The 22,929-nt window shown below is 70.4% G+C and carries 20 protein-coding genes; 12 read left to right on the top strand and 8 right to left on the bottom strand.

Features of this window, described 5'->3' with window-relative positions; translation table 11 throughout:
- Positions 1-6: 6 nt before the first annotated feature.
- The 3 genes from AB0M62_RS06650 to AB0M62_RS06640 all read left to right on the top strand — a co-directional run bounded on the left by AB0M62_RS06650 (position 7) and on the right by AB0M62_RS06640 (position 2,366).
- Positions 7-717, top strand: a complete 711-nt coding sequence (locus AB0M62_RS06650) for a hypothetical protein (protein ID WP_366073005.1) — start codon at positions 7-9, stop codon at positions 715-717.
- A gap of 41 nt (positions 718-758) precedes the next feature.
- Positions 759-2,051, top strand: coding sequence for a M18 family aminopeptidase (locus tag AB0M62_RS06645; protein WP_366073004.1), 1,293 nt, complete (start codon positions 759-761; stop codon positions 2,049-2,051).
- Positions 2,052-2,138: 87 nt separating this feature from the next.
- Positions 2,139-2,366: a DUF6458 family protein gene (locus AB0M62_RS06640; RefSeq protein ID WP_366073003.1), complete on the top strand. Its 228-nt coding sequence runs from the start codon at positions 2,139-2,141 to the stop codon at positions 2,364-2,366.
- Positions 2,367-2,435: 69 nt separating this feature from the next.
- Here the strand turns inward: AB0M62_RS06640 and AB0M62_RS06635 are convergent, their stop codons facing one another.
- Positions 2,436-4,244: an NHL domain-containing thioredoxin family protein gene (locus AB0M62_RS06635; protein ID WP_366073002.1), complete on the bottom strand. Its 1,809-nt coding sequence runs from the start codon at positions 4,242-4,244 to the stop codon at positions 2,436-2,438.
- A 41-nt stretch (positions 4,245-4,285) separates the two neighbouring features.
- On the opposite strand from AB0M62_RS06635, the gene AB0M62_RS06630 reads away from it, so the two are divergent.
- Complete coding sequence (locus tag AB0M62_RS06630; RefSeq protein WP_366073001.1) at positions 4,286-4,780, top strand: LURP-one-related family protein; 495 nt, start codon at positions 4,286-4,288, stop codon at positions 4,778-4,780.
- A 375-nt stretch (positions 4,781-5,155) separates the two neighbouring features.
- Here the strand turns inward: AB0M62_RS06630 and AB0M62_RS06625 are convergent, their stop codons facing one another.
- The gene (locus tag AB0M62_RS06625) at positions 5,156-5,950 is read right to left on the bottom strand and encodes a carbon-nitrogen family hydrolase (RefSeq protein ID WP_366073000.1); all 795 of its coding nucleotides are present in this window, start codon (positions 5,948-5,950) and stop codon (positions 5,156-5,158) included.
- A gap of 152 nt (positions 5,951-6,102) precedes the next feature.
- On the opposite strand from AB0M62_RS06625, the gene AB0M62_RS06620 reads away from it, so the two are divergent.
- Positions 6,103-6,927 carry a maleylpyruvate isomerase family mycothiol-dependent enzyme gene (locus tag AB0M62_RS06620; RefSeq protein ID WP_366072999.1) on the top strand — a complete coding sequence of 275 codons (825 nt, stop codon included), beginning with the start codon at positions 6,103-6,105 and terminating at the stop codon, positions 6,925-6,927.
- Positions 6,928-6,945: 18 nt separating this feature from the next.
- Here AB0M62_RS06620 and AB0M62_RS06615 read toward each other — a convergent pair whose 3' ends face one another.
- Both AB0M62_RS06615 and AB0M62_RS06610 read right to left on the bottom strand, forming a co-directional pair.
- Positions 6,946-8,247, bottom strand: a complete 1,302-nt coding sequence (locus AB0M62_RS06615; protein ID WP_366072998.1) for an MFS transporter — start codon at positions 8,245-8,247, stop codon at positions 6,946-6,948.
- Complete coding sequence (locus AB0M62_RS06610; RefSeq protein ID WP_366072997.1) at positions 8,244-8,885, bottom strand: GntR family transcriptional regulator; 642 nt, start codon at positions 8,883-8,885, stop codon at positions 8,244-8,246. Before AB0M62_RS06610 ends, AB0M62_RS06615 begins: the two co-directional genes overlap by 4 nt.
- 213 nt (positions 8,886-9,098) lie before the next feature.
- Here AB0M62_RS06610 and AB0M62_RS06605 point away from each other — a divergent pair, with 213 nt between their 5' ends.
- A complete protein-coding gene (locus tag AB0M62_RS06605; RefSeq protein WP_366072996.1) occupies positions 9,099-10,019 on the top strand; it encodes a serine hydrolase in 921 nt (306 codons plus the stop codon).
- Positions 10,020-10,068: 49 nt separating this feature from the next.
- On the opposite strand, the gene AB0M62_RS06600 is transcribed toward AB0M62_RS06605, so the two are convergent.
- From AB0M62_RS06600 to pdhA, 3 genes are read right to left on the bottom strand one after another with little or no spacing between them, the layout of a single operon-like run.
- Entirely contained in the window at positions 10,069-11,520 is a 1,452-nt protein-coding gene (locus tag AB0M62_RS06600) for a dihydrolipoamide acetyltransferase family protein (RefSeq protein WP_366072995.1), read from the bottom strand.
- A 10-nt stretch (positions 11,521-11,530) separates the two neighbouring features.
- Positions 11,531-12,511 carry an alpha-ketoacid dehydrogenase subunit beta gene (locus AB0M62_RS06595; RefSeq protein ID WP_366072994.1) on the bottom strand — a complete coding sequence of 327 codons (981 nt, stop codon included), beginning with the start codon at positions 12,509-12,511 and terminating at the stop codon, positions 11,531-11,533.
- Between the two features lie 4 nt (positions 12,512-12,515).
- Positions 12,516-13,685: a pyruvate dehydrogenase (acetyl-transferring) E1 component subunit alpha gene (pdhA, locus tag AB0M62_RS06590; protein ID WP_366072993.1), complete on the bottom strand. Its 1,170-nt coding sequence runs from the start codon at positions 13,683-13,685 to the stop codon at positions 12,516-12,518.
- Positions 13,686-14,110: 425 nt separating this feature from the next.
- Between pdhA and AB0M62_RS06585 the strand changes: the two genes are divergently transcribed.
- Positions 14,111-14,293, top strand: a complete 183-nt coding sequence (locus AB0M62_RS06585) for a hypothetical protein (RefSeq protein ID WP_366072992.1) — start codon at positions 14,111-14,113, stop codon at positions 14,291-14,293.
- 2 nt (positions 14,294-14,295) lie between these two features.
- On the opposite strand, the gene AB0M62_RS06580 is transcribed toward AB0M62_RS06585, so the two are convergent.
- Complete coding sequence (locus tag AB0M62_RS06580; protein ID WP_366072991.1) at positions 14,296-15,897, bottom strand: protein kinase; 1,602 nt, start codon at positions 15,895-15,897, stop codon at positions 14,296-14,298.
- A 310-nt stretch (positions 15,898-16,207) separates the two neighbouring features.
- Here AB0M62_RS06580 and AB0M62_RS06575 point away from each other — a divergent pair, with 310 nt between their 5' ends.
- The 5 genes from AB0M62_RS06575 (at position 16,208) to AB0M62_RS06555 (ending at position 22,919) form a co-directional block, all read left to right on the top strand.
- A complete protein-coding gene (locus AB0M62_RS06575) occupies positions 16,208-17,854 on the top strand; it encodes a protein kinase (RefSeq protein WP_366072990.1) in 1,647 nt (548 codons plus the stop codon).
- Between the two features lie 222 nt (positions 17,855-18,076).
- Positions 18,077-18,508, top strand: a complete 432-nt coding sequence (locus AB0M62_RS06570; protein ID WP_366072989.1) for a hypothetical protein — start codon at positions 18,077-18,079, stop codon at positions 18,506-18,508.
- 109 nt (positions 18,509-18,617) lie between these two features.
- On the top strand, positions 18,618-19,271 hold the full coding sequence (locus AB0M62_RS06565) for a PadR family transcriptional regulator (RefSeq protein ID WP_366072988.1): 654 nt from the start codon (positions 18,618-18,620) through the stop codon (positions 19,269-19,271).
- Between the two features lie 73 nt (positions 19,272-19,344).
- On the top strand, positions 19,345-20,085 hold the full coding sequence (locus AB0M62_RS06560; RefSeq protein WP_366072987.1) for an ABC transporter ATP-binding protein: 741 nt from the start codon (positions 19,345-19,347) through the stop codon (positions 20,083-20,085).
- Entirely contained in the window at positions 20,082-22,919 is a 2,838-nt protein-coding gene (locus tag AB0M62_RS06555) for an ABC transporter permease (RefSeq protein ID WP_366072986.1), read from the top strand. The genes AB0M62_RS06560 and AB0M62_RS06555 overlap by 4 nt, the downstream gene beginning before the upstream one ends.
- The last annotated feature ends 10 nt before the right edge of the window (positions 22,920-22,929 follow it).

Below are 22,929 nucleotides of genomic sequence, written 5' to 3'. Positions count from 1 at the left end.
GTAGACATGAGTTCCCAGGACCACAGCAGGGGCTACTCCGTCCCGGCCGGCCGCCCGTACCAGCTCAGCGAGCTGCGCGGGAAGCTCGGCTCGGTCGGCGACCAGATCCGCGAGCTGTACGACGGCGCCTACCCGATGGAGTACGACGCGGTCGCCGACGCCCTGTACAGCGCGTTCCAGTCGGCGGCCGGGCTGGCACCGGTGAAGAGCTACACCGGCTGCGAGATCCATCCCAACGGCGCGCTCGACCCGGAGGCCCCCGAGGGCTGGGGCCGCTGCCTGCTGTGCAACGACCGCAGACGGCGCGGCGAACGAAGTGTCCCGGCCGCCGGGTCGCAGCGGCGCCTCGGCTATCCGGTGCCCGATCCCCCCTACACGCTGGAAGTGCTCAAACGGCATGTCCAGCACGTCAACGACCGGGCGTTCGGGGTCGGGATCTCCTCGCCCGCCGAGGAATTCGTCGAGCTGGCGGATTCCCTGCACCGCGCCTTCATCGTCGCCCGCGAGCTGTCCCGGCCGCGCAACGCGTCGGGCTGTGCGGAACACCCCGGCGCGCCCATCGATCCGGACGCCCCGCCCGGCGAGGGCTGTATGTTCTGCGCCGGGCGGAGACGGCGCGAACAGCGGTCTCCGCAGACCCCGGAGATGCTGCCCCGCATCCGCCGCGGCGAGCGGCGCAACCTGCACCGCCGCTTCGACCGACCGGGTGGCCCTTAGTCCCCGGCAAGACGAACACGACCGTCGTTAAGGTGAACCACATGAGCTCTCCCGCCCGCTTCCACCGCGGCCACACCGACGACCTGATGACCTTCCTGACGGCGAGCCCCTCGCCGTACCACGCGGTCGCCAACGCGGCCGAGCGGCTGGAGAAGGCCGGGTTCCGGCAGCTGGCGGAGACGGACGCCTGGGAGGGGAGCACGGGCGGCAAGTTCGTCCTGCGCGGCGGGGCGATCATCGCCTGGTACGTGCCGGAGGGCGCCCGGGCGCACACCCCGTTCCGGATCATCGGCGCCCACACCGACTCCCCCAACCTGCGGGTGAAGCCGCTGCCCGACACCGGCTCGCAGGGCTGGCGGCAGATCGCCGTCGAAATCTACGGCGGAACGCTCCTCAACACCTGGCTCGACCGCGACCTCGGACTCGCCGGGCGGCTCACCCTGCGCGACGGCAGCCACCGGCTCGTGAACATCGACCGGGCCCTGCTGCGCGTGCCGCAGCTCGCCGTCCACCTCGACCGCTCGGTCAACACGGACGGCCTCAAGCTCGACAAGCAGCGGCACATGCAGCCGATCTGGGGCCTCGGCGACGTCCAGGAGGGCGACCTCATCCGCTTCCTGGAGGAGGAGGAAGGGCTCGCGGCGGGCGAAGTCACCGGCTGGGACCTCATGGTCCACAGCATCGAAGCACCGGCCTACCTGGGCCGGGACCGCGAGCTGCTGGCCGGCCCGCGCATGGACAACCTCCTCTCGGTGCACGCCGGTACGGCCGCGCTGGCCGCGGTGTCGGCCGCCGACAGCCTTCCGTACATCCCGGTGCTCGCCGCGTTCGACCACGAGGAGAACGGCTCACAGTCCGACACCGGCGCCGACGGCCCGCTCCTCGGGAATGTCCTGGAGCGCTCCGTCTTCGCCCGCGGCGGGACGTACGAAGACCGGGCCCGCGCCTTCGCCGGCACCATCTGTCTGTCGTCCGACACCGGACACGCCGTCCACCCCAACTACGCCGAGCGGCACGACCCGACGCACCAACCGCGCGCCAACGGCGGCCCGATCCTCAAGGTCAACGTGAACCAGCGGTACGCGACGGACGGCAGCGGCCGGGCCGTCTTCGCCGCGGCCTGCGAGAAGGCCGGCGTGCCCTGGCAGAACTTCGTCTCGAACAACGCCATGCCGTGCGGCACGACGATCGGCCCGATCACCGCCGCCCGCCACGGAATCGCGACCGTCGACATCGGCGTAGCGATCCTCTCCATGCACAGCGCGCGCGAGCTGTGCGGCGCCGACGACCCGTACCTGCTGGCGAACGCGCTGGCGGCCTTCCTGGAGGGCTGAACTCCGCCGCGAAGCATGGCCGTTCCGGACGGGGGTACCCGAGAGGTGGCGCCGGAACAGCCACTTCGACACGCGGAGGCGAGTCACATGGGTATGGGCGGCTGCATCGCCCTCATCGCGGTGGGGGCCATCCTCACGTTCGCCACCGACTGGGAAATGGAGAGCGTCAACCTCGACCTGGTCGGTCTGATCATGATGGCCGTCGGCATCATCGGCGTCACCGTCTACACGAGCGTCCTCAAGCGGCGCCGCACCACGCATCTTCCGACGGCCGAGGCACCAGTGGTGGAGGAGCGGTACCGGCACTACGAGTGACCGGTACCGCCCGTACGCGTCGCGCGCGCCGACCCGTTCCGTAACGGATCCGCCCGCGACGACTCCGTCCTACTGATCCATCCCCGCCAGCACCAGCGGCAGCCGGGGCGTCCCGTCCGCCGTCACCAGGACCGGGACGCCCCAGTCCTGCTGGTGCACATGGCAGGCGGGGTACTCGTTCGACGGGTCGTCGTCACAGGACGCGGCCATCGCGGAGACGTGCAGCACGCCCTCGGTGACGCCGTCCGCGAGGACCAGCTCCCGGCTCAGATCCGTGCCGGTGCCCGCGCCGTCGGCCAACAGCTCCGGTGGCGTCGCACTCACCAGCAGCCGGGTCGAAGGTCCGTACCGGGTGTCGAGCTTCTGCCCGCTGGGCGCCTGGAACACCACGTCCAACAGCAGCTTCCCCGGGGCGACTTCGGTCGCGGCGCGCTGCGTGCGGTGGGCGACGGACTCGACCCGCACCGCCTCCTCCGGGAGCCGCAGCCGCGTGAGCCGGTGGCGGGCCGACTCGACGACGACGATGTCGTCCCCGACGACCACGGCGTCGCTCGGCTCGCGCAGATCAGTGGCGAGCGTGGTGACTTGACCCGTCGCCGGATCGAAGCGCCTGAGCGCGTGGTTGTACGTGTCGCAGACCGCGACGGAGCCGTCGGGCAGCGCGGTCACACCCAGCGGATGCTGCAGCAGCGCCTGACCCGCCTCGCCGTCCCGGTGGCCGAAGTCGAAGAGCCCGGTGCCGACGGCCGTGCGTACGACGAAACCGTCCGCGTTCCCGGCGTCCCGCTCGACGTACCGCAGGGCGGACGTCTCGGAGTCGGCGACCCACAGCCGGTCCTCGGTGGCGGCGAGCCCCGACGGCTGCGCGAACCACGCCTCGGCGGCCGGCCCGTCCACCAGCCCCTCGTTGGTGGTCCCGGCAGCGACCCCGACGGTCCCCTCGGCCGGGTCGTACGTCCACAGCTGGTGCACACCCGCCATCGCGATCCACACCTTGCCCGCGAACCAGGCCACGTCCCAGGGCGAGGACAGATCCACCTCGCGCGCCGGCCCGGATGTCGCGGACCCCTGCCACCACTGCCGGCCGGTCCCGGCGACGGTCTCGATCTCGCCCGTCTCCGGGTCGTACACGCGCAGGGCGTGGTTCACCGTGTCGGCGACGACGACCTTGCCCCCGGGCAGCAGCGCGAGCCCCTGCGGCTCGCTGAACCCCTCCGGTCCGAAGCCACGCTCGCCGCTGCCGATGCGCCGTACGACGGTCTCGCCGTCCGGCTCCAGCTCGACCAGCTGATGCCGGGTCGAGTCCGAGACGAGGAAGTTGCCTCCGGGCAGGACCAAGGCCTTGCCGGGGAAGCGCAGATCGGTCGCCACCGGCTCCGGCGCGACGTACGGCCCGTCTCCGCGCCGCAGCGTGCCCTTCGCCGCGTGCTCCGCCTCCAGCTCCCCGACCAGCGTCCCGATGGCGTGAGCATGTCCTTCGCCGGCGTGTTGCGCGACGACGTACCCCTCGGGGTCGATGACGACGAGCGTGGGCCAGGCCCGTACGGCGTACTGCTTCCAGGTCGCCAGTTCGGGATCGTCCAGGACGGGGTGGTGCACCTCGTACCGCTCGACGGCGTCGACGACGGCCTGATGCTCGGCCTCATGCACGAACTTGGGCGAGTGGACTCCGATGATCACCACGGTGTCGCGGTGCTTCTCCTCGAGCTCGCGCAGCTCGTCCAGAACATGTAGGCAGTTAATGCAGCAAAACGTCCAAAAATCGAGAATAACAATCCGTCCTCGCAGCTCAGCGAGGGTGTACTGCTTGCCGCCCGTATTGAGCCAGCCGCCCTTGCCGACCAGCTCAGGGGCCCGAACGCGTGCACGTGTAGACATACATCCATCCAACAGCACGGGGCCGGGTACGCATTCCGGTCATGAGATACCTCGTACGCGACAAGATCTTCGCCATCGGCGACGACTACTGGATCGAGGACGAGGGCGGCCGGCCCGCCTTCCTCGTCGACGGCAAGGCGCTCCGGCTGCGCGACACCCTGGAGCTGAAGGATCCGAACGGGCAGGTGCTGGTCACCCTGCGGGAGAAGATGTTCAGCGTGCGCGACGCCATGACGGTCGAACGCGACGCCCGGCCGCTGGCCACCATCCGCAGGAAGCGGCTGTCCCTGCTGCGCAATCACTTCCGGGTGACGCTCGTCGAGGGCACCGAACTGGACGTGAGCGGACGGATCCTCGACCGCGAGTTCACCGTCGAGTACGACGGCGAGCTGCTGGCGCACATCTCCCGCAAGTGGTTCCGGGTGCGGGACACGTACGCCGTGAACGTGGTGCGCGAGGACGCGGACGCGGCGCTGCTGATCGCGGTCGCGGTGTGCGTCATCCGGATGTCCGAGAAAGAGGCCGGCCGGGACTGAGCACTGTCCGGCCGGGGAGGTGTCGGAGGCGGACGGCCGGGTAAGCGCCGTCGCGTACGGAGGGGGCCTGCTCTACACGCAGACGATGGACGGGATCACCGCGTGGAATCACGCCGACGGAGCCCGAAGGTGGACCACCACGCTGAACGCTGTCTGGTGCCGTTACCCGCCCACCTGACACGAGGGCACCCTCTACACCCAGGTCGACAGCGAGACGGCCGTCGCCGTGCGTGCCACCGACGGCACGGCCTGTGGCGGACCACCCTGGGCAACCAGGGTTTCACCCCGCTGCCGGTGAACAGCCGCGGCGTATGGGTGGGCGCTCCTTCCCGGCCGACGCGAGGGGAGGGAGCGAGGCGGCTCCCGGCGGCTGGGTCAGCAGCGCGGCTGCGGCAGACCCAGCCGCCGGTCCTTCAGGGCCGGGAACTGCTCCCGTGTCGTGGCCACCTTCGTGGGGTCGAGGTCCACGGTGAGCACCTCCTCGCCGGCGCCCGCCTCGGCGAGCACCGTGCCCCACGGGTCGACGGCGATGCTGTGTCCGGCCTGCTCGACGCCGGCGTGCGTGCCCGCGGTGCCGCAGGCCAGGACGTATGCCTGGTTCTCGACGGCCCTGGCCCGGGCCAGCAGCGTCCAGTGGTCGCGGCGCCGGGCGGGCCACCCGGCCGGGATGACGAGGGTCTGCGCGCCGGCGTCGACGAGGCCGCGGAAGAGCTCCGGGAAGCGGAGGTCGTAGCAGGTGGCGAGGCCGAGCGTGGTGTCCGGGAGCCGGACGGTGACGAGTTCGGCGCCGGCGCCCATCATGACGGCCTCGCCCTTGTCGAAGCCGAAGCGGTGGATCTTCCGGTAGCTGCGGACGAGCTCGCCGTCGGGGGAGAAGACCAGGGAGGTGTTGTAGAGCGGCCCGTCAGGGTCCCGCTCGACGATCGAGCCAGCGTGCAGCCAGACGCCCGCGTCGCTCGCGGCCTTGGACATCGCCTCGTGGGTGGGACCGTCGAGGTGCTCGGCCTCCTGGGCGAACAGCTCGTACGCGAAAGCGCCGACGGGCCAGAGTTCCGGGAGCACCACCAGATCGGCACCGCGCTGTTCCCGTACCAGGGCAGCGACCCGCTGCCGACGAGCATTGACGGTTTCGTCCGGGTTTGCAGCGATCTGGATGAGGGAGGCGCGCACACTACCACCGTCCTGGCATTCGAGCCTTCAACACGGGCCTACGATCGTCACACGAAAGCACTGCCGGGGTGCCACAGGGCAGCGTAACTTAGCTGCCGAGCCTCCCACGCAGCCCTGTCCAGACCGCGCCACTGAACCGCCCGAGGGGTCCCGTGACCGTCCATTCCAGCCTCCAGACCTACGCCGACGCCTGGACCCACTCCATCGAAGCGATATCCGAACTCGTCCAGCCACTCGTCGAAGGAGAGTGGAACAGGGCCACTCCGTGCCCCGGCTGGTCCGTACGAGACATCGTCTCGCATGTCATCGGCATCGAGTGCGAACAGCTCGGCGACCCGCGACCCATTCACACCCTCCCGCGCGATCTGTACCACGTGGTCGACGAGTTCACCAGGTACATGGAGGTGCAGGTCGACGTACGGCGCCACCACACCGCGCCCGAGATGACGGCGGAGCTGGAGTACACGATCATCCGCCGCGCGCGGCAGCTGCGGAACGAGAAGCGCGATCCCTCGGCGCTCGTCCGCGGACCGCTGGGCTCCGAGGTGACGCTGGAGCACGCGCTGCGGCAGCGGGCATTCGACGTCTGGGTGCACGAGCAGGACCTGCGCACCGCGCTCGGCACGCCAGGGAACCTGGACTCCCCCGGCGCGCACGTCACACGCGACTTCCTGCTGGAGGGGCTTCCGAAGGTGGTCGCCAAGCGGGCCGGTGCGCCGGCCAATTCGGCTGTGGTGCTCGACGTGCACGGCCCGGTGGAGTTCATGCGTACGGTCCGGGTCAACGCGGAGGGGCGCGGCACGATCGACGGGACGCCGTCACTCGGCCCGGCGGCGACGCTGGCCATGGACTGGGAAACGTACGTACGGCTGGCCTGCGGCCGGGTGAGGCTGCACACGGTGGCGGACCGCATCAAGGTGGAGGGCGACCAGGCGCTGGCCGACGCGATCCTCCGCGAGTTCGCCATCACCCTCTGACGCCCTGAAGTCCGGGGGTCAGGCGGGCACGTGCACCGTCTCGACGCGGCTGGCGACCAGGTGGTCGCGTTCGCGGCGGGCGGTGCGGTTGCGCAGGCGCAGGATCTGGCTGATGCCCAGCGCCTGAAGGACGAACACCGAGGCGAACGCGATGCGGTAGTCGCCGCCGGTGGCGTCCAGCAGGACGCCCACCGCGAGCAACGTCGTCATCGAGGCCACGAAACCACCCATGTTGACGATGCCGGAGGCGGTGCCCTGACGCTCCGGCGGATTCGCCGGACGGGCGAAGTCGAAGCCGATCATCGAGGCCGGCCCGCACGCGCCGAGCACCGTGCACAAGGTGATCAGCAGCCACATCGGCGCCGGACCGCCGGGGTAGGCCAGCGTGGTCGCCCACAGCAGCGCGGTCGCCGCCACCGTGCCGAGGACGAGCGGGGTGCGGGCGGCGTGGTGGCGGGCGATGAGCTGCCCGTACACCAGGCCCAGCGCCATGTTGCAGAGCACGACCAGGGTGAGCAGCTCGCCGGCGGTGGCCCGGGACAGGCCCTGCGCCTCGACCAGGAACGGCATGCCCCACAGCAGCAGGAAGACCATCGCCGGGAACTGCGTCGTGAAGTGAACCCACAAGCCGAGCCGGGTACCGGGCTCGCGCCAGGACTCGGCGATCTGGCGGCGGACGAAGCTCCGGCCGGCGCGCTGCGCGGGCGCCGGCTCGTGCCCTTCCGGGTGGTCCTTGAGGAAGAGCAGCAGCAGGACGAGAACGACGAGGCCCGCCACCGCGCTGCCCGCGAAGGTCGCGGTCCATCCGAGGCCGTGCAGGGCGCGGGCGATGAAGATCGTGGAGACGAGGTTGCCCGCCATCCCGAAGAGCGCGGCGACCTGCCCGATGAGCGGTCCGCGCCGGGCGGGGAACCAGCGCGAGCCGAGCCGCAGCACACTTATGAAGGTCATCGCGTCCCCGCAGCCCAGCAGGGCCCGGGAGGCGAGCGCAGTGCCGTACGAAGGGGAGAGCGCGAAGCCGAGCTGGCCGACGGTGAAGAGCACCACCCCGAGGGTGAGGACCTTCTTGGTACCGAGCCGGTCGACCATCAGGCCGACGGGTATCTGCATGCCCGCGTAGACGAGGAGCTGCAGGATGGAGAAAGTGGACAGCGCGGAGGCGTTCACGTCGAAGCGGTCGGCCGCGTCGAGGCCCGCCACGCCCAGGCTGGTACGGAAGATGACGGCGACGAAGTAGACGGCGACGCCGATCCCCCAGACAGCCGCCGCGCGCCGGCCGCCGGGTGGGTCTCCGGGGAGTGCGACCGCGGCGGTGGTCATCGGACCTCGCCCCGGGCCAGGTTGCTGAACCAGCCGACGTGGCGGTGCACGAGGCCGGCCGCCGCGTCCGCGTCGCCCGCGCGCAGCGCTTCGAGGATCTCGCCGTGTTCGACGATGTTCTTGGCGATCCGGTCGGGGTGGGAGTGCATCACGGCGACACCCATCCGCAACTGCCGGTCGCGCAGCTGGTCGTAGAGGCGGGAGAGGATCTCGTTGCCTCCGCTGCGGACGATTTCGGCGTGGAAACAGCGGTCGGTGACCGCGACGGCGGCCAGGTCGCCGGCGTCGGCCTGCCGCTTCTGCTGTTCCAGCAGCTCTTCGAGCCGGGCAAGCAGGTGCGGCGGCGCCGGTACGGCCTTGCGGGCGGCGTGCTCCTCGACCAGCAGGCGGGTCTCCACGACATCGGCGATCTCCTGCGCGGAGACGGCCAGGACGAGCGCGCCCTTCTTCGGATAGAGCTTGATCAGCCCTTCCACCTCGAGCTTGAGCAGCGCCTCGCGCACGGGCGTGCGGGACACCCCGACGGCTTCGGCGAGTTCGCCCTCGGTGAGGAGGGTGCCGCCCCCGTACCGGCGGTCCAGGACGGCCTGCTTGATGTGGGTGTAGACGCGGTCGGCGGCGGGGGCGGCGGCTGGCATGCGCACAGCATAGATACAACAGAGGTGCATCAGAAGGCCGCGTCCAGCATTCAGGACAAGTCCCCACGGACGGGTTGTCGCGAACGAGCCTTCGCTGTCCGTACATCCATCGGACACGTTCAGGAGTCTCGTACAGGGACCCCCTTACATCCGGTCCCTCTTCAACGCATTCGCGAACTCGGAGCGTTCCCTTTGATACTCAGCCACTCGGGCGTGCGCAGAGCCGCCACGGTTGTTCTCACCGGCGGCCTGCTGCTGACGGCCTCGCCCCTGGTGACGTCCGCCCACGCGGCCCCGATCCCGTCCATCACCGCCAAGGGCGGGTTCCTGCTCAACCAGACGACGGGCGCCGCGGTCTACGGCAAGGCCAATGACACAAGACGCCAGATGGCGAGCACGACGAAGATCATGACGGCGGCCGTCGTGGTCAGCACGCCGGGTGTCGACCTCAACCGCAAGGTGACCGTCAAGCAGGCGTACCGCGACTACGTGGCGCGCAACGGGGCCAGCACCGCCGATCTGCGCACCGGCGACAAGGTCACCGTCCGCCAGCTGCTGTACGGAACGATGCTGCCGTCCGGCTGCGACGCCGCGTACGCCCTGGCCGACTCCTTCGGCACGGGCACCACCACCGCCGCACGCACCAAGTCGTTCATCGCGAAGATGAACAAGAAGGCCACCGACCTCGGCCTGAAGAACACCAAGTTCGACTCGTTCGACGGCATCTCACAGGCCGGCGGCAACTACACGACCCCGCGCGACCTGGCGAAGATCGCCCGCTTCGCCATGGGCAACGCCAACTTCCGCGCGGTCGTCAAGGCGCCGAAGTACGTGACTTCCGCCCCGACGAGCTCGGGCGGCACCCGCACGTACACCTGGTACAACACCAACAAGCTGCTGGGTTCCTACAGCGGCGCCATCGGCATCAAGACCGGCACCGGCACCGCCGCGGGCCCCTGCCTCGTGTTCGCCGCCACCCGCGGCAGCAAGACCTTCGTCGGCGTCGTCCTGGCCAGCAGCAACGCCACCGTCCGCTACCAGGACGCGGGCAAGCTGCTGGACTTCGGCTTCGGCTCCAGCACCGCGGCGAGCATGAAGCTGCGTTCGCTGCCGCAGAACGCGCAGCGCGACTGATCCGGTCCCGGAGGTACGGGCGCTCGGCCCGTACCCCCGGACTGGTCCGTCAGGCCCAGGTAATGAGCCGCTTGGGGTCCTCCAGAACCGCCGCGATGTCGGCGAGGACCTTGGAACCCAGTTCGCCGTCGACCAGCCGATGGTCGAAGGACAGCGCCAGCGTGGTCACCTGACGCGGTTTCACCTTGCCCTTGTGGACCCACGGCTGGAGCTTGATCGCGCCGACCGCGAGGATGGCGGACTCGCCCGGGTTCAGGATCGGCGTACCGGTGTCCACGCCGAACACACCGACGTTGGTGATGGTCACCGTGCCGCCCTGCATGGCCGCCGGGGACGTCTTGCCCTCCCGCGCCGTGGACACCAGCTCGCCGAGGGACTCGGCCAGTTGCGGCAGGGTCTTGGCGTGCGCGTCCTTGATGTTCGGCACGAGCAGCCCGCGCGGCGTGGCCGCCGCGATCCCCAGGTTCACGTAGTGCTTGACCACGATCTCCTGGTTCGCCTCGTCCCAAGCCGCGTTGACGTCCGGATTCCGCTTGATCGCGACCAGCAGTGCCTTGGCTACCAGCAGCAGCGGATTGACCCGCAGCCCCACCATGTCGTACCGCTCGGGGGCCTGCTTGAGTTCCTGGACCAGCTTCATCGTCCGCGTCACGTCGACGGTGATGAACTCCGTGACATGCGGCGCGGTGAACGCGCTGCCGACCATCGCCTGCGCGGTGGCCTTCCGCACTCCCTTGACCGGGATACGGGTCTCCCGGGAGTCCGGCGCGGCCGCGACGGAGGGCTGGGACACGGGCGCCACGGCGACCGGCTCCGCCACCGGGGCGGCCTGCTGCGCGGCGGCTGCCGCCGCGGCGTGCACGTCCTCGCGGGTCACGACTCCGTCGGCCCCGGTGGGCACCACGGCGGCGAGGTCGATCCCGAGGTCCTTGGCGAGCTTGCGTACCGGCGGCTTCGCCAGCGGGCGCCCCGTCGAGGCGGGGGTGCCGGCCAGTGCCGGCCTGCCGCCGTGTCCGTTCAGCTCCGTCTGCAGCGCGGCAGCAGCCGCCTGCGCCGGAGCCGCCGGTGCGGCCTGGGCCGTGTCGCCGGCGGGCTTGCGCGGGCGGCGCTTGGTCGAGGCGGTGGAGACGCCGTATCCGACCAGGACCGGCTGCCGGGCCTCCGGCTGCGCCGCCTCGGCCGCCGGGGCCGGCGCGGCGGCGGATGGCTGCTCCGGCGCCGCGTCCCCGGCGGAGGGGTCGGTGTCCACCGAGATGATCACCTGGCCGACATCCACCGTCGTGCCCTCGTCGAAGCGCAGCTCGTGCACCACACCGTCGTACGGGATGGGCAGCTCGACCGCGGCCTTCGCCGTCTCGACCTCGCAGACGACCTGGCCGTCGGTGACGGTGTCACCGGGCTGGACGTACCACTTGAGGATCTCCGCCTCGGTGAGTCCCTCGCCCACGTCGGGCATCTTGAACTCGCGGAAGCGGGTTGCGCTCTCAGTCATTGTCGTCAAGACCCTCTCCTCAGTACGCCAGCGAGCGGTCGACGGCGTCGAGCACCCGGTCCAGGCCGGGCAGGTACTCGTCCTCCAGCCGGGCCGGCGGGTACGGGGCGTGGTAGCCGCCGACCCGGAGCACCGGGGCCTCGAGGTGGTAGAAGCACCGCTCGGTGATGCGGGCGGCGATCTCGGCGCCCACACCCAGGAACACCGGAGCCTCGTGCACCACGACCAGCCTGCGGGTCTTCTCGACCGAGGACTGAAGGGTGTCGAAGTCGACGGGCGACATCGAGCGCAGGTCGACGACCTCGATCGACTTGCCCTCCTCGGCGGCGGCCGCGGCCGCCTCCAAGCAGACCTTCACCATCGGTCCGTACGCGGCAAGGGTGAGGTCCGAGCCGGCCTGCGCCACGCGGGCCTTGTGGAGCGGGCCGGGGATCGCCTCGACGTCCACCTCGCCCTTGTCCCAGTACCGCCGCTTGGGCTCGAAGAAGATGACCGGGTCGTCGCCGGCGATGGCCTGCTGCATCATCCAGTAGCCGTCGGCCGCGTTGGACGGTGAGACGACCTTGAGACCGGCGACGTGGGCGAACAGCGCCTCGGGGGACTCCGAGTGGTGCTCGACCGCGCCGATGCCGCCCGCGTAAGGGATGCGGATGACGACCGGAAGTTTGATCTTGCCGAGCGCACGGGCGTGCATCTTCGCGAGCTGCGTGACGATCTGGTCGTACGCGGGGAAGACGAAACCGTCGAACTGGATCTCGACGACGGGGCGGTAGCCGCGCAGCGCGAGACCGATCGCCGTGCCGACGATGCCGGACTCGGCGAGCGGCGTGTCGATGACGCGCTCCTCGCCGAAGTCCTTCTGCAGACCGTCGGTGATCCGGAAGACGCCGCCGAGCTTGCCGACGTCCTCACCCATGATGAGGACCTTGGGATCGTCTTCGAGGGCCTTGCGCAGCGACTCGTTCAGAGCCTTCGCGAGAGACATCTTTTCGATGGCCATGGCTTTAGTTGCCCTCCTCGGCGAACGACGCCTGGTAGGCGGCGAACTGCGCGCGCTCCTCGTCGACGAGCGCGTGCCCGTCCGCGTAGACGTTCTCGAAGATCGCCATGGTGTCCGGGTTGGGCATGGCGCGTACGGCCTCGCGCACCCGCTTGCCCAGTGCCTCGCTCTCCGCCTCCAGCCCCGCGAAGTACGCCTCGTCGGCGATCCCCTCGGCGGACAGGTAGGTCTTCAGGCGCAGGATCGGGTCCTTCGCCTCCCACGCCTCGCGCTCCTCGTCGGCCCGGTACTTCGTGGGGTCGTCGGAGGTGGTGTGCGCGCCCATGCGGTACGTGAAGGCCTCGACCAGGGTCGGGCCCTCGCCGGCCCGGGCCCGCTCCAGCGCGGAACGGGTCACGGCCAGACACGCCAGGACGTCGTTGCCGTCGACCCGGACGCCCGGGAAGCCGTAGCCCTGCGCGCGCTGGTAGAGCGGCACACGGGTCTGGCGCTCGGTGGGCTCGGAGATCGCCCACTGGTTGTTCTGGCAGAAGAAGACGACCGGGGCGTTGTAGACCGCGGAGAAGGTGAACGATTCGGCGACGTCACCCTGGCTGGAGGCGCCGTCCCCGAAGTAGGCGATCACGGCGGAGTCCGCGCCGTCCTTCGCGACACCCATGGCGTACCCGGTCGCGTGCAGCGTCTGCGAGCCGATGACGATGGTGTAGAGGTGGAAGTTGTTGGTGGTGGGGTCCCAGCCGCCGTGGTTCACGCCGCGGAACATGCCCAGCAGATTGGTCGGGTCGACCCCGCGGCACCAGGCGACGCCGTGCTCACGGTAGGTCGGGAAGACGTAGTCGTCGTCGCGCAGTGCGCGCCCGGAGCCGATCTGGGCAGCCTCCTGGCCGAGCAGCGAGGCCCACAGGCCGAGCTCGCCCTGCCGCTGCAGCGCGGTGGCCTCGGCGTCGAAGCGGCGCGTCAGGACCATGTCCCGGTAAAGCCCGCGCAGCTCGTCCGCGGTGAGGTCGATGTCGTACTCCGGGTGCTCGACCCGGACGCCCTCGGGCGTCAGCAGCTGTACGAGCTGGGGCTCGGCACTCTGCGGCAACGGCGCCTTCTTGGCGCTCGCGCTCGCGGCGCGCTTGGTGCCGGCGCTGCGTCGCGGCTTGCGCGCGGCAGTGCTCTCCACGGTCACGTGTGCTCCTCCGTCGGTCCGGCCCCCGGGGTCTGCCGGGAAACCAGTGCGGCTCGCCTGTATCCGTACCCGCGCACGGGGTGGGTGCGACTCGGCCGGGAACAGGCGTGACAGGTGCCCCGGCGAGCCCTGCGCAATGCACGTTACCCAGTGCTTCGCATAACTGCGAAACCCCACTTGACCTGCGATTTTGCTTGGATTTCCAAGTAAATCGAGAAAGTCGGGAACAACCACTGGTCACAGCCTTGCAGGCGGCCGGAACAACGGCACGTTATCCCGGCCAACTCCCCCAGGGAAGGGGTGAGCGTGTTTGAGTCATTCCGTGGCGGAAGATCGAAAAATCACTGTATTTCTACTCGCCGACCATGAAGGTGTCCGCCGCGACACCCGTGAGCCGGTGTACGCATAAGGAGCCATCGGAGCCGATGCCGACCGATTTGTTCCACAGCGCGACCATCCCGGCACCCGGGGTGACGGAGGTGGGGACCAGTTCACCGCCGTGGAATCACGCCGGATGCACCTACCGGCGCGCGTCCGGGGCCTGCGCGGCCGAACTCCCGGCGGCGGTGCACCGGGTGCGGTGGGAGCGCCTCACCGAGGCCGGGTGAGCTCAGCCGGCCGTGGTACCCGCGTTGGCCGCCCCGCCCGGGTCGGTACCCGCGTCGGTACCGGCGGCGGTTCCGGTGGTGGTGCCCTCCGTGGTCCCCTCGGTCGTACCCTCCGTGGTGCCCTCGTCCGTACCGCCGTCGGTCCCGGCGTCCGTCCCGCCGTCGGTCGTCGAACCGCCCTCCGACGTACCGGTGCTGGGGGACTCGGAGTCGGACTCGCTGGGAGACGGGTCCGTGCTCGGCTCGCTCTTCGTCGGGGTCGGCTCGGGGGTGAAGTCCTGGTGACCACCCGTCGAGTTGTCCGGCTGCTCCTCCTCGTCGTCGGAGGACTGGGATTCACTCGGGGTGTTCTGCTTCGAAGTGGACGGGGTCTCGGAGATCGTCGTGCCGGGCTTGTTCCCCTCCCCCGCGGTCTGCCCCCGGTCCAGCGCGTACACGATGCCGCCGGCGATCGCGAACACGGCGAGGGCGGCGAACAGCCACATCTTCCAGCGGCCGCCCTGGCCGTTGCCGTCGCGGTATCCCCCGTCGAATCCGCCGTCGTCGCCGCCCGGCGGCCGCAGCATCGGCCCGCCGAACTGCGAGGTCATGCCGTGGTCGGGGTGCGGCAGGGCGCCGGCGCCGGCCAGGCCCATGACAGGGGTGCCGCCGGTGTGGATCTCGACGGGGCCCGTGTTCCACGTGCCGGTGTGGCTGCCCTGCTCCTGGAGCATCTGCAGGCCGTACTGGACCAGCCCGCGCATCTCCTCGGCGCTCTGGAACCGGTCGTCCGGATCCTTGGCGAGGGAGCGCATGACGAGACCGTCGAGCTCCGGCGGTACCCCGTCGGACATCTCGGACGGCGGGACGGGCGCGTCCTGAACGTGCTGGTAGACGACCGAGAGCGGTGTCTCGCCGATGAACGGGGGCCGCAGCGCGAGGAGTTCGTACAGCAGGCAGCCGGTCGCGTACAGGTCGCTGCGGTGGTCGACGGCCTTGCCCAGCGCCTGCTCGGGCGAGAGGTACTGCGGGGTGCCCATGACCATGCCGGTCTGAGTCATCGTCGACTGCGCGCCGTGCAGGGCGCGCGCGATGCCGAAGTCCATCACCTTGACCGCGCCGCCGTCCGTGATGATGACGTTCGCGGGCTTGATGTCGCGGTGCACGATGCCGTGCTGATGGCTGTACGCGAGAGCTTCGAGCACACCGGAGACGATGATCAGCGCCTGCTCGGGACCCGGCGCCTCGGCGCTCGTCAACAGGTCCCGGATCGTGCGGCCCTCGACGAGTTCCATGACGATATAAGGAACGGTGCTGATACCGACCTTGTCCTCGCCGGAGTCGTACACAGCCACCACCGCATGGTGGTTGAGGCCGGCGACCGACTGAGCCTCGCGCGTGAAGCGGGCCTTGGAGACCGGGTCCTCGGCCAGATCGGCGCGCAGCAGCTTCACGGCCACGGTGCGCCCCAGACGAACGTCCTCGGCGGCGAAGACCTCCGCCATACCGCCGCGGCCGAGCCGGTGGGTCAGCCGGTAACGGCCGTCGCCGACCAGTCCGCCCGCGCCCCACTGCTCAGGAGCATCAGCCATCCCGGCGCCGTTTGCCTCGGGTTCGGGTGCCATCGGTCCTCGCCGTCGTTTCTGTCCGCGTCTGCGCGTACGCGGTGGTCGGTACAGTGCTCCAGTAGTGCACGCTACAGGCTTCCCGCGGCGGTCCGGTCCGCGACGGACGGGCCATCCAATCCGCTTACGGGTACCCGTGCAAATCCCGCGCAGTCCCTGTAACGCTTCCGAGACGCTTGATGCGCGTACGGTCACGGAACGGGCACCCGGCTTGACGTGTCGGTGCCACCGGGCAGACTTGGCGCGTAAATACGGATCATCGCGGGGCGCTCGTGTGCACGGGGCTTCACGCCGAGGGGGAACCACAGTCATGAGCCAGGACGGCGCACAGGGCCGCTACGCGGGTGGTTCGGTTGCGGGCGGCCGGTACCAGCTTCGCGACCTGCTCGGCGAGGGCGGCATGGCCTCGGTGTACCTCGCCTACGACTCGGCGCTCGACCGCCAGGTGGCCATCAAGACGCTGCACACCGAACTCGGCCGCGAGCAGTCGTTCCGCGAGCGGTTCCGCCGCGAGGCACAGGCTGTCGCCAAGCTCTCGCACACGAACATCGTCTCGGTGTTCGACACCGGCGAGGACGAGTTGGACGGCTCGCTGATGCCGTACATCGTCATGGAGTACGTCGAGGGGCAGCCTCTCGGCTCGGTACTGCAGACGGACATTCAGCAGTACGGCGCGATGCCCGCCGACAAGGCCCTGAAGGTGACGGCCGACGTGCTGGCCGCCCTGGAGACCAGCCACGAAATGGGCTTGGTCCACCGGGACATCAAGCCGGGCAACGTGATGATGACCAAGCGCGGCGTGGTCAAGGTCATGGACTTCGGCATCGCGCGCGCCATGCAGTCCGGTGTCACCTCCATGACGCAGACCGGCATGGTCGTCGGCACCCCGCAGTACCTCTCGCCCGAGCAGGCGCTGGGACGCGGCGTGGACGCCCGTTCCGACCTGTACTCGGTCGGCATCATGCTCTTCCAGCTGCTCACCGGACGGCTGCCGTTCGACGCGGACTCGCCGCTCGCCATCGCGTACGCGCATGTGCAGGAGGAGCCGGTCGCACCGTCCACGGTGAACCGGTCGGTCACTCCGGCGATGGACGCGCTGGTCGCGCGGGCGCTCAAGAAGAACCCGAACGAGCGTTTCCCGACCGCCGCCGCGATGCGCGACGAGTGCGCGCGGATCGCGAGCGCGGGTCAGACCGGGACGCCGATGATCGTGGCCGGCGGCCCGAGCCAGAGCGGTGCGGGCGTGGGCTCGGCGGTCTTCCCGCCGGTGGACACGAGCGCGCAGGCGCCGCCGCACGGCGTCCAGACCCCGTACCAGCCGGGTCCGTACACGCCTGGTCCGTCGGTGCCGTCGGCGGGTTACGGCTACCCACAGCAGCACCAGCCCCAGCAGGGTTACGCGACGCCCGCGCCGGCGCAGTACGCGACGCACGGCGCCTCGACCCCGCCGCCGTACACGATCTCCCCGGTGGCACAGGGAGGTCCGGGCGGCAACGGCGGTGGCGGCGGCAAGCGGCACATGCCGGTCATCGTGGGTGCGATCGCGGTCGCGCTGCTGGCGATCGGTGGCCTCATCACGGCGATCGCCCTGAACAAGGAGGACCCGGGGGGCAAGACCGGCAGCCCGGGGACCAACACGACGGAGACCGAGTCGGAGAAGCCGGGGTACAAGGGCCCGGACCACACGAAGACGATCGAGACCGACAAGTGCACGGACGCCCAAGAGGCGTACGACGACCCCGACAAGGTGCAGGCGCCCGACTTCCGGCTGAAGCACATCGCCTCGGTAAAGGAGTGCATCCAGGCCGCGGGCTGGCAGATCAAGCTGGAGAGGCCCAAGGACGAGGCGGTCTACGGCGAGGGTGCGGTGATGGAGCAGTTCCCCGCTCCCGGCACCGAGATGGACCCCAAGGACGCCGAGTTCACCCTCGACGTCTCCACGGGCAACCCGGAGTAGTCAACTCCCCTCTGTCGCCCGTTCGGCCCCTTCGCCGGCCCGTTCGTCGGGCCTTTGGCGGGCCCTTCGCCAGCCCCTCGCCGGCCCCTTGGGCGATGCCCTTCGTCGGATCCGCCGTCCGGGATGCCGGAATTGCCCTCTCGTGTGACGCTGAGTCCGATAGCTCGGCGGCTCGGTACGGGAGGGGCGCACCCCGTGACTCCAAAGTTCCGCTCGCGGTGCGTGGCCTCAGTGCTGATGGCGGGGATGCTCATGCCGATGCCCGTCGCGTACGCCGTAGATCCCGAACCCGGCACCGGGCGGCTCGCCGACACCTGGTCGGGCGAACTCGCGGGAAGCAGGGCGGGCGAAGGCCGGCTCCGGCCGGGGCGGGTGCCCGTTGCGCCGCCACCCCTCAGTCTGCTGGAGCCTGCCGAGGAAACGGTGCCCGAGGCGTCACCCGCCGCGCCGGAGCCCACACCGACGAGCCCCCCGACCCAGTCGGCCCTGCCCCCCAGCCCCGCCAGAAGTTCGCCCTTCGTTTCGGCGATCGGCTCGGGGCAGTCGGTGACCGAACCACCCGGTACCGGGATCCATGTGTTGGCTCTCGGGATCGGCCTTGCGCTGGTCGGACTCGGTCTGGCGTTCCTGGGAGTGCGACTGCGCCGCGACTGACCCGCCCCTCGCACCGGCCCTCGCCCGGCCGTTGCCTGGGCTGGTCCCCCTTGGGATGTACATCCCAAGACGGTTGCCACCATCGGCATACCCGGTATACATACTGCGTATGTCGATTCGCCATGGGCTACTGGCCCTCCTCGAGCGCGGGCCCCGCTACGGCTCCCAGCTCCGTACCGAGTTCGAATCGCGCACCGGTGCGACCTGGCCACTGAACGTCGGCCAGGTCTACACGACGCTCGGCCGCCTGGAGCGAGACGGCATGGTCGTCCCCAGCGGTGAGGACGACGCGGGACATGCCCTCTACGCGATCACCGATGCGGGACGTGAGGAGCTGCACAGCTGGTACGAACGTCCGGTCGACCGGACGAGCCCGCCCCGTGACGAGCTGTCCATCAAGCTCGCGATGGCGGTCGGGGCACCGGGGGTCGACATCCGCGCCGTCATCCAGGCCCAGCGCCACGCGACGGTCAAGGCCATGCAGGACTACACCCGGCTCAAGGCGCGGGCGCTCGCGGCGATCGAGAGCGGCGGGGCGCGGGAGCGGGACGACGTGGCCTGGCTCCTCGTACTGGAGCAGCTGATCTTTCAGACCGAGGCCGAGGCCCGCTGGCTCGATCACTCCGAGTCCCGGCTTGTCCGGCTCTCCGTCCTTGCCGAGCGGGGAGCCGAGGATCCGGGCACCGCGCCGGCCCCTCCGGCCGACCAGCCGACCGCTCCGGCGGCCGCACCGGAGACCACGAACCGGGCCGCACGGCGCTGACGCGCGGCGCGGCCGACCATCCACCACGTACAGGCACCCGTATTGCCCGTACGCATCCAGGGGGGAACCCTCCATGCCCGACCAGTCCCACCAGCCCGTGCTGCAACTCCAGCAACTGACCCGGGTCCACGGCAGTGGCGCCACCGAGGTACACGCCCTGCGCGGCGTCGACCTTTCAGTCTTCCCCGGTGAACTCGTGGCCGTCATGGGCCCCTCGGGGTCCGGCAAGTCCACCCTTCTCACCATCGCGGGCGGTCTCGACATCCCCACCAGCGGACGGGTGGTCGTCGAGGGGACGGACATCACCACCGCGAGCCGCAAGGAACTGGCCACGCTGCGCCGACGTAGCATCGGCTACGTCTTCCAGGACTACAACCTCATACCGGCGCTGACCGCCGCCGAGAACGTCGCCCTGCCGCGTGAACTCGACGGGATCTCCGCCCGCAAGGCCCGGGTCAGCGCTGTGGCGGCACTGGAGGAGATGGGGCTCGGTGACCTTGCCGACCGCTTCCCCGACGAGATGTCAGGTGGCCAGCAGCAGCGCGTCGCCATCGCCCGCGCCCTGGTCGGGGACCGCCGGCTGGTCCTCGCCGACGAGCCGACCGGCGCTCTGGACTCCGAGACCGGCGAGTCCGTGCTCGCCCTGCTGCGGGCCCGCTGCGACGCGGGCGCGGCCGGCATCCTCGTCACGCACGAGCCGCGCTTTGCGGCCTGGGCTGACCGGGTGGTCTTCCTTCGTGACGGCGCCGTCGTCGACGAGACACTGCGCAGCCGGCCGGACTCGCTGCTCTCGGGGCAGGCGGCCGGTCAGTGAAGAACTGGTACCACTCATGGGTGGCCGCGGTGCGGATCGCCCGCCGCGACGCCTGGCGCTCCAAGGGGCGCAGCTCGCTCGTCCTCGCCATGATCGCCCTGCCGATCCTCGGGGTGAGCGCGGCCGATCTGACGCTGCGCAGTGCCGAACTGTCCACCGAGCAGAAGCTGGAGCGCTCCCTCGGCGCGGCCGATGCCCGGATGTCCGGGACGGGTATGGGCGGTGTGCCCATATACCAGGACCCTGAAGGCCTCGGCACCATGCCGGTCGGGAGTTTTGAGGACAAGCCGTGGCCCGAGGGCCCCACGGACATCAAGGCGGCGATCCCGTCCGGGGCCAAATCGCTCAAGGACACCAACGGCAGCGGCAAGATCCGTACCAAGCACGGACTGCTCAATACGGTCATCCGTGAGCTGGACGGAAACGACCCGATGGCCAGGGGCATCATGGTCCTCGACCGTGGCCGCTTCCCCAAGAAGGCCGGTGAGGTCGCCGCGACCACCCGGTTCCTGGAGTCCAGCGGACTGCATGTGGGTTCCAGGGTCACCGCCCGCGGTCTGGACACCGAGTTCCGCATCGTCGGCGCGTACGAACTCCCCGACGCGCTGGACTCAGAAGAGATCAACGCGCTCCCCGGGACCTTCCTGGCGCCGCTCGACAAGGGCCTGGCGGCAGAGGGCCTGCCCGACTCCGAGTCCAGCAGCTCGTACCTGGTCAACGTCGGTGGCGACGGTTTCACGTGGAACATGGTCATGGAGGCCAACACCAAGGGCGTTCAGGTGATGTCCCGGGCCGTCGCCCTCGACCCCCCCGCCGACTCCGAAGTGCCGCTCTACCAGGAGGAGGGCTCGAACAAGTACGAGGAGAGCACGGCGGCCAAGGCCGCGGCACTCGCGGCGGTCGGCACCGTCGTCGGCCTCGCAATGCTGGAGATCTGCCTTCTCGCCGGGCCCGCCTTCGCGGTCGGTGCGCGCCGCTCCCGACGCCAGCTCGGCCTGGTCGGGGCCAACGGCGGCGACCGCCGCCACATCCGCGCCATCGTCCTCTCCGGCGGCCTGGTCATCGGTGTCGCCGCGGCGGTCGTCGGAACGGTGCTCGGCCTGCTCCTCACCTTCGCGCTGCAGCCGGTGCTCGAGGGGTACATGGGGAAGCGGTTCGGCAGCTTCGACATCCGCCCGTTCGAACTGCTGGGCATCGCGCTCCTCGCCGTCCTGACCGGTGTGCTGGCCGCGATCGTCCCGGCCATCACCGCCTCACGGCAGACCGTCCTGGCCTCGCTAACCGGCCGCCGGGGGGTGCGCCGCTCCAGCCGGGTGCTGCCCGTCATCGGCCTGATCGCGGCGGGTCTGGGTGCGGCCATCACCCTGTACGGGGCGGTGGCGACCGAGAACGTCCTGATCGTCGCGGGCGGCAGCGCCCTCGCCGAGCTGGGCGTGGTCGCGCTCACTCCGGCCCTGGTCGGTCTGTTCGGCCGCACCGGCCGTTGGCTGCCGCTCTCCCCGCGACTGGCCCTGCGTGACGCCGTACGCAACCGGGGCCGCACGGCCCCTGCCGTGGCCGCCGTGCTGGCGGCCGTGGCCGGCACGGTCGCCGTGGCGACGTACGCCGCCAGCCAGGATGCCCAGCAGCGGGCCGAGTACCGGGCACAGCTGCCGCACGGGGCGGTCTCCGTGACCGTCACCGAAGCGGGTGGCCGGGATGTCCAGGCCGTCCGGACCGCGGTGCAGAAGAACCTGCCCGTCGATGTGCGCGCCGACGTGGACCGCGTCGTGGTCGGCAAGCTCGGCTGTGAGCCGTACAGCACCGAGAAGGGCTGCGGCCGCTACGAGATCGTCGTCCCCAAGGCCCAGCAGTGCCCTCTGTGGGGAGTCGAGGACGTAGAGCAGAAGTTCACCGTGGCCGAACGCCGCAAGCTGGCGGAGGACTGGCGCTGCAAGGAGCCCGCCGACTACGCCGAACAGGACGTGGTCGTCGCCGGTCCCGAGCTGCTCCAGGCTCTTGCCATCACGGATCCCGCCTCGGTGCAGGCTTTGAAGAACGGCCGGGCGGTCTCCTTCGACAAGCGCAATGTGGAGACGGGCAAGGTCGGCATCAGACTGATCACCGACCAGGAGAAGGCCGACCGCGCCGTAGAGGAGGGCAAGGACGCCCCGGGCGAGGTCACGTCGTTCGCCGTCCACCAGGCCCCGGAAACGGTTCGTTCGTACGGGGTGAAACTCATCGTGCCGCCGGCCGTGGCCAAGTCGGCGGGCCTCTCCACGGTCGCGTTCGGTGCGTACTTCTCGACCGGCCAGCAGCCGAGCACCGAGCAGAAGCAGAGGCTGGCGGGTGCGCTCGACCAGCTCGCCACCGACGTCAACCTTCACATCGAAGAGGGCTACAGCAGCGACAACAGCATCGTCCTGCTGGCCCTGACGGTTTTCGCCGGACTGGTCACCATCGGCGCCGCGGGTATAGCCACCGGCCTGGCCCAGACCGACGCCGAGCCCGACTTGAAGACCCTCGCCGCGGTCGGCGCGCCTCCGCGCGTGCGCAGGACCCTGAGCGGTTTCCAGTGCGGGGTGGTGGCGGCGATGGGGGTTGTCCTGGGCTCGGCGGCGGGCGTGCTGCCCGCCATCGGGCTGCGGCTCACCGACCGGCGCGAGCAGCTGAAGTGGTACCAGGAGGCTCTGGACAACGGCTGGGGGAGCGGTGGCCCGAAGCCGTACGTCCCGATCGTCATCCCCTGGGAGACCCTGGCGGCCCTGCTGATCGCGGTACCGCTGGGTGCGGCACTCCTCGCGGCACTCGTCACCCGATCGCGTACCGCGGTGGCGCGCCGCGCGGCAGGCTGACACCGGCGGC

Source organism: Streptomyces sp. NPDC051219, from assembly GCF_040682335.1.
Lineage (GTDB): Bacteria > Actinomycetota > Actinomycetes > Streptomycetales > Streptomycetaceae > Streptomyces.
The sequence above is the reverse complement of the archived record's forward strand: the minus strand, read 5'-3'. Positions and strand labels throughout refer to the sequence as shown.